Origin of the sequence: Microcoleus sp. A6-C6, from assembly GCF_036705955.1 — a bacterium.
In the GTDB taxonomy this organism is placed as follows: domain Bacteria; phylum Cyanobacteriota; class Cyanobacteriia; order Cyanobacteriales; family Microcoleaceae; genus Microcoleus.
The window spans coordinates 24315-36900 of the sequence record NZ_JAUBVR010000013.1 but is presented as its reverse complement, the minus strand read 5'-3'; the positions used below and the strand labels follow the sequence as shown (position 1 = coordinate 36900).

General features: G+C 45.3%; 7 protein-coding genes, 1 tRNA gene and 1 pseudogene. 3 read left to right on the top strand and 6 right to left on the bottom strand.

Annotated features, from left to right (window positions below):
- The first annotated feature begins 52 nt into the window (after positions 1–52).
- On the top strand, positions 53–1393 hold the full coding sequence (locus tag QUB52_RS07975; protein WP_332972914.1) for a D-alanyl-D-alanine carboxypeptidase: 1341 nt from the start codon (positions 53–55) through the stop codon (positions 1391–1393).
- Positions 1394–1630: 237 nt separating this feature from the next.
- Here the strand turns inward: QUB52_RS07975 and QUB52_RS07970 are convergent, their stop codons facing one another.
- The 3 genes from QUB52_RS07970 to QUB52_RS07960 all read right to left on the bottom strand — a co-directional run bounded on the left by QUB52_RS07970 (position 1631) and on the right by QUB52_RS07960 (position 4780).
- Positions 1631–2374 (bottom strand): TylF/MycF/NovP-related O-methyltransferase, encoded by a 744-nt coding sequence (locus QUB52_RS07970; protein WP_332972915.1) that lies wholly within the window; start codon positions 2372–2374, stop codon positions 1631–1633.
- Positions 2375–3302: 928 nt separating this feature from the next.
- Positions 3303–4406 (bottom strand): N-acetylmuramoyl-L-alanine amidase-like domain-containing protein, encoded by a 1104-nt coding sequence (locus QUB52_RS07965; RefSeq protein ID WP_332972917.1) that lies wholly within the window; start codon positions 4404–4406, stop codon positions 3303–3305.
- Positions 4407–4426: 20 nt separating this feature from the next.
- A complete protein-coding gene (locus tag QUB52_RS07960; RefSeq protein ID WP_332972918.1) occupies positions 4427–4780 on the bottom strand; it encodes a hypothetical protein in 354 nt (117 codons plus the stop codon).
- 303 nt (positions 4781–5083) lie between these two features.
- On the opposite strand from QUB52_RS07960, the gene QUB52_RS07955 reads away from it, so the two are divergent.
- The gene (locus QUB52_RS07955; RefSeq protein ID WP_442923176.1) at positions 5084–6307 is read left to right on the top strand and encodes a serine hydrolase; all 1224 of its coding nucleotides are present in this window, start codon (positions 5084–5086) and stop codon (positions 6305–6307) included.
- 334 nt (positions 6308–6641) lie between these two features.
- Here the strand turns inward: QUB52_RS07955 and QUB52_RS07950 are convergent.
- Together QUB52_RS07950 and QUB52_RS07945 are read right to left on the bottom strand one after the other, a co-directional pair.
- Positions 6642–6713, bottom strand: a tRNA-Gln gene (locus QUB52_RS07950).
- A 101-nt stretch (positions 6714–6814) separates the two neighbouring features.
- Positions 6815–9610: a GAF domain-containing protein gene (locus QUB52_RS07945; RefSeq protein ID WP_332972920.1), complete on the bottom strand. Its 2796-nt coding sequence runs from the start codon at positions 9608–9610 to the stop codon at positions 6815–6817.
- A 733-nt stretch (positions 9611–10343) separates the two neighbouring features.
- On the opposite strand from QUB52_RS07945, the gene QUB52_RS07940 reads away from it, so the two are divergent.
- Complete coding sequence (locus QUB52_RS07940) at positions 10344–10733, top strand: response regulator (protein WP_265233970.1); 390 nt, start codon at positions 10344–10346, stop codon at positions 10731–10733.
- A gap of 658 nt (positions 10734–11391) precedes the next feature.
- On the opposite strand, the pseudogene QUB52_RS07935 reads toward QUB52_RS07940, so the two are convergent.
- Positions 11392–12481 (bottom strand): annotated as a pseudogene (locus QUB52_RS07935) (ISAs1 family transposase).
- Between the last annotated feature and the right edge of the window lie 105 nt (positions 12482–12586).

Here is a 12586-nt window from a genome sequence, read left to right as displayed (position 1 = left end):
CAGCTAATGCTAAACTTTCCATCGGGCGTGCCGACAGATGATGGTAAATTTGATGGAAAAAATTAAGGTAATGTTGAAAAACCGCTACTTGACTGCTGTAAGTTCGATCGCCATTCTCACAATTATCACCGGATGCGCCGCTACCGAATCAGCCCAACTTGCAACTCCCTCTCCTATAGCCGAATCTTCCCCGCCGCCGGTTAAACCAAGTCAGCCCTTAACAGTCTCTGTCAACAATCCCGAAACCGCCACAAATACCAAAATCCAGCAATATCTCAACGGATTGACAGCCCAAGGTTCTGCCAAAGAAGACCAAGGAATCTGGATGCAATCGGGCAATACTTTGCTAGCCAACCATCAAGGTACAGTTCCTCTGTCAGCCGCATCCATTACCAAAGTCGCCACATCTCTGGTAGCCCTGCAAGAATTCGGGCCGGAACATCAATTTATCACTTTAATTAGTACCGACGGGACAATCAAAGACGGCGTATTAAAAGGCGATTTAATTATTCAGGGTAGCGAAGATCCATTGTTTGTTTGGGAAGAGGCGATCGCCCTCGGTAACACCTTAAATCAAAAAGGTATCAAGCGCATCACTGGCAATTTGATAATTGTCGATAAATTTTACATGAATTTTGAATTAAATCCCCTCAAATCAGGAGAATTGCTAAAACAAGCATTCAACAGTCAAAACTGGCCGAGCGAAGCCGCCGCCCAGTATCAAACACTAGCTCCAAATACCCCAAAACCTCAAATAGTAATTGATGGTACTGTCAAAGTTGTGGCAGCACCTCCCACCAGCCTGCCTTTAGTAAAACATTATTCTTTGCCCCTCGCTGAACTGATCAAAAAGATGAATCAGTACAGCAACAATCTCATGGCAGATATGCTGGCTGATAGTGTCGGCGGCGCGAAAATAGTCGCACAAAAAGCAGCAGCAGCAACTGGAGTTCCTCCCGCCGAAATTCAACTCGTCAACGGTTCGGGATTGAGCGAAGATAACCGTATTTCTCCGAGGGCTGCTTGCGCGTTATTTATAGCTTTAGAAGGCTATCTTAAACCTTACAATATGACAGTTGCCGATGTCTTAACTATAGTTGGAAAAGATGAAGGAATCCTCTCAGAACGACCGCTGCCAAAATTAGCAATAATCAAATCTGGCACGTTGGATAATGTTAGCGCTTTGGGCGGAGCGCTGCCAACTCAAAAACAAGAAACAGTATGGTTTGTAATTATGAATCGAGGGGCAAATGTCGAGGGATTTCGCACTCAGCAAGAGGTTTTGCTGAAAAGCTTTTTGAACGATTGGGGAACTGTTCAAGTCTCACCGGCGGAATTAACGCCAAATCCTGCTAGAAAGAGTAAGGTATCTCGCAACGAAATTGTCAATTAATTTGGTTTGTAGTAAGGAGTTTCGTCCTTTATTTTTAAGTAGCCTAATGTGTGCCACAAGCACCCAGCCCGCTCAGGAGTGCAATGGACGGATTTGCGTCATTATAGGTGTTCGCGATCGGCAATCAACAAGATTTATTGCCGATCGACAAATTCCGAGGATCGCCCTATTCAGGAAAGCGATCAAACACTCTCAGGATAGAAACACCAGATTAATTGCCATAAAACTGCTCTGTCTCTACAGCTTGCGAAAATAGCCGTTGGAATACTCACAAGCATAGAGTACAGAGACTTTTTCAGGCTTGTCTTCAAAAAACTCGTCACAAGCACGTTTTACACCAGGCGATTTGAATGGCTCAGCAGTATATGGACGTGAAAACACCTTTTCATCATAATAAATGCCAAATAAGCAAATAGCTCCTGGCGTTAGACGCTCGTACACATAGGGCAGTACATATTTAGTAGAGCTATATATATCGCCGTCCACAATTGCAAAGCTTATCCGATCTGGAAGACATGAAGGAACAGTATCCTCGAACCATCCTTTATGAATATGTGGTAGCTCCAGTCCAACATCGGAAAAATTCTTTTTGAATCTTTCGAGTTTAGCTGTCATCGAACCTTGAGCGTATATTCCATCTTTAATATCGTCTTCTTGTAGTTTTGGAAGCCCTTCAAAGCTGTCAAACACATGAAATTGTTTCTCCGGCGCATACTCATTCAGAATTTTTTGGATCACAATGGAGCTTTCGCCGGCATTACAACCCACTTCGACAACATCACCATCTACTTTGTATACTGCTGTTTGGCTCGCAAAATGAAAAATATTCATTCGAGCTTCTACACTTGCCATTCCAGGCGTTTTTGGAATAACTTGACCGTTCAAGCGAAATTTATTCAATACCCGATTAGCCAAACGATGGCGTTTGCGTGGAGTCCGGTGATCCCAATCAAAATAAGTTGCAATGAAAGTATTGTCCATGTCGTTTACTAGATGAAATCGTGAATAGTGGTTTAAAGGATGATGACTTCACTTAGAATCATTGCGTCAGCAGCATAGTAGTGGAACAAAATTACATAGTTTTGAACAGCGGTGGAACAAACGTTTTGGAATCTGCTAAAAGCAATGATTTTAAATAGAAGAAATGAAAATCCTATCTTTGCAAAGAAGTTGAGTAACACTCACTTCATTGGTAACTGTTCAGGGGGTAAATAGAGAATCAGGGTTTCAGACGATAAAATCACTTGACTTAGCCTCATAACTTCAAACTTAGAGGCTTAATAGTGTCTCAAGCTTATTAACTTCGTACCCTCCCTTAACACTTACAGAGATAGAGTACCCAAAGAAAATGTTGCTACCTGAGATACTCCAAATTGGTTGACTTCTCTAGAATTGCACGCAATTATGAAATCAGGATGAAATGCCGATCGCTCCAAAGCCTGAAATCATCTCACTTTCTGAAGCAAGAGGCAATTACTTGAATTTACATCTAAGGTAAAGGCTGATGGTCGGTAGGTTCTCACTTTTTGTCAATTCACCAATGTCTCAGGGTAAGTGATTACCAATAAACTACATTTATTGGTAATCACTTGTTAAAAGAATGGGGAGTTTTGATTTGTAACTCCGCAATTGAATTTAGCAAACTGTGGCATCCTCCTTTTTGGCAATGGATTTTTGCTACATTATTCGGCAGTCTATTTATCGGTAGTGGCTTGGCTTGCAGAGGATTTTGTTTGGTATATCTTGGGATGTATTATGGACTGGTTTTGGTGGTTTGTCTGAAGCATAAAATCCTGAAAAGACACCAAAAAGCCTAACAGATTCGATTGTTAGGAATGCAAGTCCTTTTTTTGATAACAGGTTTGTAGTTAGGAATGCAAGTCCTTTCTTTTGATAACTTCACAGATCTTTATCTGGGATCGATCGCCCTAGCGACTACAATGCCGATCGCGCTTTCGACTCTGCTAATATATCTGTGCAAGTCGTAAGCAACTGTCACAGCCCCAGCCGGCGAAGCGTGAATTAAACCCAGATTCCCGTCTGCATTCCTGTACACAAAACCCGTGTGGGTGACATCCAATCCTTTAACATCCGTGGCTACCGCCACAATATCCCCCGGTTTTAACTGAGAATAAATACTTTTTATCCGATTTGTCGGGATGTAATTAACAATCGTTTTGGCTAAGTCTGCTTCTTGGTTGACTATGCACTGATAAGTTGCTTCGTCTTTCACCATTTGCGGATAACTGCTGCGGTGCTGGCTCATGAAATTTAGTGTTTTATTCATGGGTACTCCGCCTAATTGAGCGGTAATGTTTTCTACTGTTTGTCGTTTTTGATTGTCGTTAATCCATTCGGAAAAATAGTGCAAGCGGCTGCAATAACCATTCATTTTACCGTTTACATACCGCTGTTGTTCTAGGCGATTTACAAAGTTTTGATAGTCGTAATCTTTGACAGCTACGCCTCGCGAAATCGCTAAAACGGTTTCGACAAACAAAACGCAATCAAATTTATTTAAAGTTACGATCAACTTTTCTTCGCCGGTACTGTCAAGCAAATTCTCGGCGTAGGGTTTTCCTAGGAAATTATCGCCGATCGCCTGGATGATTTGTCCGATCGCGCGATCGGGCAAATTTTGTTGTTTTGCATACTGTACAATCTTTTCAAAACGTGCTATATCTTCAGGCTGTGCAGCGTTTTTTCTCGCAGTATTGTCTGAGTCTGGTCGTCTCGCCAGCACTTCGAGCCATTGGGAATAGGAAATTTCAGCTAAATTGTTCAAGTCCCAAAACGGACTCGGAAAACTGGACACAGTTTGCTTGTTTGTTGTTTCCCGATTTTCGCTTTCTCTGGTCAACTGGGCCACTACATCCGCGCCCTGTGCTGATGTTTGTCGATCGACAACAGCGACAGCAGGTGGAGACTGAAATGCCCAAACATCGGGTATCAAAGAATTATTCACGCAGGCGATCGCAAATCCCAAAACAGCCAGATTCCCAAAATTTCTCATGTTTTTTTAAGGATTTTGCTTCAACTGAGTGCTATCCTGAAACCTTTACAATTATTAGAACTGTCAATCAGCCTAGCAGGCAGATTAAATTGACGATAGCGGACTCGATCGACACTCTTGTCAATTGGACGCCGCCCTATTATAAACTGATCGTGCGAGTTTGATACCACAACACTGTAATGCAAGTAGACCGCCGACGCCGCCCAATCGGGCCCCAACGCCCCATCCAGCCCCGACGCCACAGCAGCGAGCGTCCAGTCCCATCCCGACGCCCAACCAGCGATCGCCCAGTCCAACCCCGACGCCCAACCAGCGATCGCCCAGTCCAACCCCGACGCCCAATCCAGATCCGACGTGCAATAGACTTTTGGCAAAAGTCGCTCTCAATTATTAAAGTTATCTGGGTTGATCTGCGTTTGTCTGCCTTGTATCTGCGGTTGATCGATCGATTAAAGATTTATGTAAGAGCTCTAATTCAATCTCGATCTCAAACCAGCGATCGTCCAGTCGCGCTGCGACGGCAAATCAGCGATCGCCCAGTCGGATCTCGATCTCAAATCAGCGATCGCCCAGTCGGATCTCGATCTCAAATCAGCGATCGTCCAGTCGCATCTCGCTCTCAAATCAGAGATCGCCCAGTCGCATCTCGCTCTCAAATCAGCGATCGTCCAGTCGCGCTGCGACGGCAAATCAGCGATCGCCCAGTCGCATCTCGATCTCAAATCAGCGATCGTCCAGTCCCATCTCAACGCCGACTGAAGGCAAAATTGTCTCGGCTCAAATACCGCAACATTTTGTGTTTAATTGCCGGGGCGATCGCGTTCTTTTGGATACTCACAATGCCCTTCAGAACTCGCCGCCCCGCAGAACCACCCGTCATCTTGCCTCAAGAGGCTATCTCGCCACCGACAATTCAAACACCCCAAAATGTAGTCGATAGTCAAAGCGATCCTACCTTCACCTACAACATCAAAACACCTCCCAATCCAGTTTATTCTCAAGAATTGCAAGGGATTGTTGATGAAGCTGTGAAAATTGCAACCAGCAAAGGATTGCCCGCAGACAAGCTATCAATTAGCTTATTTGATGTCAGCAATCCTCAAAATCACAGCTTCGCCGGATATCAAAATCAAACTCTCAGATTTCCTGCTAGCGTTGCCAAGTTATTTTGGATGGCAGCCTTTTACTCAGCCATAGAAAAAGGCATGATTACCCAAAAAGAATCTGCGTTTAAAAACGACCTAGAACAAATGATTGGCATCTCCAACAACGATGCCGCTAGCAGGATTTTAGACAAACTCACTGATACAAAATCCGGCGGACGGCTCGCAGGAGAAGAGTTGCAAACATGGCTGCAAAAGCGCAGGCAAATTAACACATTTTTCCAGTCAGCAGGCTACAATGATATTCGTATAAGCACCAAAAATTATCCCATATACTATTTAAGGCAAGAAGGCCCAGTCGGTCGCGATTTGCAATTGCGGGGCGATGATTCTCAGCCGATTCGCAATCAAGTAACTAGCGATCAAGCCGCCAGATTAATATATGAAATCTATACTAGGCAAGCTGTTTCCAGCATCGCCAGCCGCAAAATGGCTTACTTGCTGACGAGAGATTTAGACCCCAAGGCATGGAAAAATGACCCTAGTAACTCGATCAAAGGATTTCTGGGCGAGTCTTTACCAAGTAATATTTATTTTGGTTCCAAGGTTGGCTATACTTCCAAATCCCGCAGCGAAGTTGCATTTGTCAGGACTTTGGACGATCGCGCGATTTATATCTTAGCTGTTTTTGCCGACGATCCGGCTTATTCCAAGGACGAAACAGCCTTTCCGGCAATTTCCCGATACGTGTTCGATCGACTAAATACTCGCGGGCCCGGTGCGATCAAACAACCATAATAAAATTGGTTCGTAGCTTGGATGCAGACGGCGGTTGAAACCGCGTCTATACAAACGATGTCCGCCTCTGCGGACTAAGGAATGAGAATTAAATAACTTACAATTTGATGATTCTTGTGGGATGGGCGTCCCGCCCGTTCTTTATGGACGGGCGGGACGCCCATCCCACAAACTTGTGTAAATTATTTAATTTGCGATCGTAAGAGATGATAGCGCAATTTTAACCGCCCACTCTTCAACCCGCGGAGGCGGGTTTTGCCTGTGTAGACGCGGTTTCTAACCGCCCGGTTTTCTTTCATCAACAATTGAAAAAACAATTGCAAGAATCATATAACTGGGGCGAAAGGATTCGAACCTCTGAATGGCTGGACCAAAACCAGCTGCCTTACCACTTGGCGACGCCCCAACGTCTTAACCTTCATCATATTAGCACTCACACACCGGAATCTGTCAAGCACTTTGACAATAAAGTTTAAAAAATCTTTTTGCAACCGATCGCCCGCCAGTTTATTCTTTCACCATAACGGGTCGAACCAGCGGGATTTCAATCCAGAACTCCGCTCCCTGTCCGGGTTTCGAGATACACTTCAAACTGCCGCCGTGTTTTTCCACCACAATCTGGTAGCTGATAGACAAACCGAGTCCCGTACCCTTACCCACAGGTTTAGTGGTAAAGAAAGGGTCAAACAAGTGGCCTTTAGCTTTTTCGGCCAATCCCGGCCCGCTGTCGCGAATCCGAATCACCACAAGTTGACCGATCGACTTTCCTGACTCAGCAGCCTCCGAGTATCGGCTCACCACCGCCGTCGAGATTTCGATCGTCTTGGGTGCGGGCTGATTTTCCAAAGAGTCGATCGCATTCCCCAAAATATTCATAAATACTTGGTTGAGCTGTCCGGGATAGCACTCTACCTTCGGCAAGTCACCGTAGTCTTTAATTAACTCAATTCCCGGTATTAGCCCGTTTGACTTCAAGCGGCTGTGCAAAATCAGCAGCGTGCTGTCAATCCCTTCGTGAATGTCCACCGGCTTCATCTCGGCTTCGTCGTGCCGCGCGAAGTTCCGCAGAGACAGGACAATTTGGCGGATGCGTTCGGCTCCCATCTCTATTGAAGACAGAATTTTCAGCAAATCCGGCACTATGAAATCAACATCGATTTCTTCGCTTTTGTCGAGAATTTCCTGGCAAGGATCGGGGTAGTGCTGTTGATACAAGTGCAGCAAATCCAGCAGATTTTTCATGTACTGCTTGCAATAAGTCAAGTTGCCGTAAATAAAATTAACCGGATTGTTAATTTCGTGGGCGACGCCGGCGACCATTAGACCGAGAGAGGACATTTTTTCGTTTTGGATGAGCTGAGCTTCTTTCTGCTGCAACTGCTGCAAAGTTTCCGTCAGTTGGCGGGCTTGAGTTTGGGCGGCTAAGGCTGCCGCGCGGGTTTGGGCGTAAAGTTCGGCTTGGTCGATCGCGATCGCCAGTTGATCCACCACCGCTTGCAGCAATTCCACTTCGCTCGTCGCCCAGGAACGGTGGCTGCTGTAATGGTTGCAAACTATCGCCCCCATTTGACCGGAGTGAGTCTTGAGCGGCAGCAGCAGCTTAGAAACAATTCCGACACCAGTTAAAAAAGCTCGCGTGGGCGGTTCTATGCAGGGTGCTGTTGCAGCGTACTCGATCCGCAGCGTTTGGCGATCGCGAATTTTCTCGGCCAGCAGCGTTACTTGTTCCATCGGGTATTCTGTGAGGCGCTCTTTCAGTTCGGGATTTGCCGCCTCGTGGGTCATCGCAAAGTTTGGCTGCCCGTCTCGCGAGATGGAGTACCACAAAAAGTAGCACTGGTCAACCTGCAACAAGCTGCGAATTTCGTTGACAGCCGTATCTAAAATTTTGTCGAGGTCGAGGGAATTCCGCATCTGGCTGGCGAGACCGAAGAGCAGGCCTTCCCGGCGGCTCAACAATTCTTCTCGGGCCTTGACGCGATCGATCGCCACCCCGATGGCGTTAGCCATGCAGCCCAGAACTTCTAGCGCCCCCTCGCTTACCGAAGCGCTACTGCATAGAGCCATCACTCCCACCAGCCGCTCCTCCACAATCAGCGGATAGGCAATCGCCCAGAGAGACGGGTTCGACATTAGGCACACAGGAGCCGTTTGGAGTTTTCCCGGTTCTGAGCGCACCCAATCTTCTATTTGCCGTTCCCACTCTTGGCTGCTGAGTCCTGAAGCCGCCTGCAATTCTAACCGCTCTGTCTGCGGGTTGAACGTCCAGATGCTCGCCCCTGCGGCGTCGAGGTAATCTACCATTGCCTCGGTGCAGCGGTTGAGGATGGCAGATATTTTCCCCCCTTGTCCGAGGGCTGCACCGACTTTAGCTTGCAGGGTTCCCAAGCGCGATCGCTCCTGTAGCGAGGCTGCCGTTGGTTGGCGATCAGAGCTGTCCCGTACTCCGGCAAAGATTTCTGGGATTTGTTTGGTATCGCGATCGCCCCCGATGCGCCCTGAAGTTTCCCGCAAATATTGAGATTTGTCGGTTTCCCCGATGGTCGGGAGCTTTTTTGTCCGGTATCTTCTCGTGCCGCTCTGTGGCGTCTGTGCGGCACAGGGGGAGTCGCGGTATCGAACTAACTCCGAGATTTGCTGCCTGTCCGAGGTGATATCTTCTACCTCTGCTGTCTCTTTCTGGGCTTTGACTAATTGCCAGCGCAGCTCCACCAAAATCGCAACTTGCCGAGTTAAAGTTTCCATAGCATCTATCGTTTTTTTTGTCAAGTCTCTCGGCACGGAGTCCATGACGGATAGCACTCCTAGCATCTGCCCGTCTGAGGTGACGACTGGGATGCCGGCGTAAAATTTCACAAAGGGGTAGGAAACGGTGAGCGGATGCTCGACAAATCCCACGTCTGTGGAAGCGTCTCGGACAATGGCGGCGGGTAGTTCCTTGAAGGAATTTGCAGGGGGTGCGATCGCTGAATAAGGAGCAACTGGCGGTTTTTGTGGGGGAATTGCCCGGTCAAATTCCGAGTTTGAGCCGACGGCTAACTCTTCGGCAGTTTGGTTGATCGCGCGATCGCAAAAATTTAGGTAACGGTGGCCCAAAGTTCGATCGATACCTAGCTGCGACTTCAACCAGTGGCGGTTACCGTCAATCAAGCTCAAGAAAGCCATAGGAGTGTGGCTGATCTGAGCCGCCAAGCCTACCAAATCGTCAAAGCAAGCCTCTGGATCCGAGCCGAGAAGCTGATACAAGTCGATGTTATGGAACTCGAACACTTTTTTACCAAGAGGCAAGGGTGCTTTCATCATCTATAACTTCCCATCTAGTTGCTGGCAACCGCCCTTCTCAATACTTCCCTGGAAAAACAAGCTATGAATTTTGTGCTGGGAGACTGTGGGCGCAAGTCCCGCGCAGGCTGCTTGCGCCGAACTCCGACTAAAATCTTGACTGACATCGAAACTTTTGAGTTATAGCAGTTAGAGCACCGCAGATCTAAGACTGTATAAATTATACTTCCAGTTGACTATGCTTTTGATACATCCGGCTGGGTGAATCTAAGAGCCTCGGTGGGGAGGAAGCACCTTTCAAGAATATATGGCGATCGCTTACATAGAATTTTTTAATCAATTTAATAGTATCTTAACAGACTTATCTAATCGTGGGTAGCTGGCTTACTGGTAGATTAAAATAATTGGTTTGTGTCACAATACCACGGCAGTTTACCGAGCTGTGCCGCAGGTAGATCAACTACATTTAGGAGATCAACTACAAAAGATTGCCAAAATGTTAAACTTTGTAACAATAGTTGGTCAAACTCCACCGTCGAGGGTTTCTACGTTCGGATGCACATTTTGCTTATAATCGCCGATCGACTCCTTTCCTAATCCATTTTTTAGAGTTTGAGGTCAAAAAAACAGCGGTGAGGTTTCTAGTAGCACTCCAACGGAGTTGGCAATTATTTCGCAGAGGCAACTCTCAAAAAATGACGGCGGCAATTATGTTTTGTATTTTCAACAACTATTAATAAACAGGGAGAAGAATATGTCTGCAAGTAGCAGTCAAGTACCAACCATTTTGGCCGTTGATGATAGCGTCGTCATGCAAGGACTGGTCAAACAAGCCTTAAGCAAAGAGTTTCGAGTTCTCGTGACAGACAATGCAGTGGATGCTTTGTCAACTATTTATCACGAACAAATTTCGGTTTTGTTGCTCGATGTTTCCATGCCTGGTATTGACGGATTGGAACTCTGCCGCACCGTGCGCAGCTTACCTCAATTTCATAATTTGCCGATCGTGATGCTGACAGCGCGAGATGGAGCATTTGATAAGGTACAAGGGCGTTTGGCGGGAGCGACAGAGTATTTAACTAAGCCCTTTGATGCTGAAAAATTGCGCGAAGTAATTGGTAAATTTATCAATCTAAAATCATAAAAGTTATCCGCCCTACATCACAGAAACAGTCCTCTATATGTAGGGTGCGCACTGCCAGCCCTGTCAAGGTGTGTGCTGAGCTTGGTTTTTAGTGCCTCAAACCCCTGAAATCTCGAAGGATGCGATCGTTAAATCTGCTTTTTTTAACAGGTGATTACCGAAGTCTGCCACTAGGATGATGTAAATAAATTGATCGCACTAATCATCGTTCGGGCAATACACACTTACAAACTACGGAATTTCAAGGATTTTACGTACTAAAAACCAAGCTCTACAGACACCTTGACAGGGCTGGGTGCGCACTGCGCACCGAGAGCGCTATAAGTAGCGCGTCAAACAATATTACCAATTCCCAATTCCCCATGACCTCATTCAACTGCCAGGGGGAACGCATCTTATTGAACACTGTTCATCGGTGGTGAGTATATTTTAAGATAAATTCACCATTGTTAGAAGCTAGAGACACACTTTGTAATGACTTTTAAGAGAAAAGAGGAACTGATTAATGATAATTTTTACTTGCTGCCATTTTTGAGACAATAAAAAGCTTACAACTACTGTTTACAAGTTGTATAATAGTTAGCAATGAGTTGTTCGTGAGAATTTAGTTGACTGAAACAGCGAGGATTTTAGTCAAATACTCATCATCCCACCCGGCTCAAAGTCGCTTGTTCTTTGCTCCAGTTTTTGAGGTTTTTTCTTGATTCAAAAGATTGAGAGAGATATGTCTAAGAATAGAAAAATTTTGCGGAGCATTATCTTTTATGATCCGACAATCATCTTCACGAAAACCCAGATCTAGTACCCAATGTAAAGAATTTTCGATTCCCCAATGGCTGCGTACTGATTCACCAAGATGAGAGAGCATTATTTGGTAAACTACTAATGTAATAACGAATTTCAATAGTGGTTTTCCCCTTCACTATTCGCACCGATTCTATCATACCTATACTCTGAAGTTTCTCCCATTGATTGTCTGGATCAATCAGCTCTTTGATTTCACTTAACATTAAGTGATTTCGGATTTCTGAGCGATCGTGATTATTCTCTTTTTTGGGCGAATAAACTGTATATGTAAAGCCAGAAAATCCTTTTCTAATTGCTTATTTAAACAACTCCTCTACTCTGGCATACAGGGATGGCTGGTTCTTTTTTAAGGTGATAACGTAGTCTCCTCCCTGTTCGACAATTGACTTCACAATTAACCTCTGACAGCCCATCGCATCAATGGTGACAATGCTTCCGTTTAATTCTAATACTTTGAGTAAAGCCGGAATTGCTGTGATTTCATTGGATTTTTTGTCAACTTTAACTTGCCCTAAAACTAATCTTTGACTGGTCGCCCAAGCACTTACCATATGAATCGCTTTTTTATCTCCTCCCGATCGTAAGAATGGCGAAGAGTTTTGCCATCAATTGCGATTACCTCTCCTGGATTGAAGCAGCTAATAGATTGAATCCAGTTCAAAAAACATTTCTGAAACTGCTCCGGTTTGAGACGAGAAAATACTCTTGCAATTGTGTCATGTGATGGTATGCCATTCGGTAATTCTAAAATCTTCTTTAACCATTCGTATTTAGAGCGACCGTAACTCTCGATATCCACCCATGTGTCAGCACCACAAATCACGGCACAAATTGAGATAGTAATAATATCAATTAATTGATGGCGTTTCGTCCGCTCAACTTGCTTGATCTTCTAAGTCGGCAAAATGGTCGGCAATGGTAATTTTAGGTTTGAGTTTCATAATGATAAACTCTAATTAAATGTTTTTTAGGTAGTTAAGAATTCTTCTCCAGGATACCATAAGCTGTTAACATAAAATTTAGATGCGTTCGCCCTGTTAAGGGGG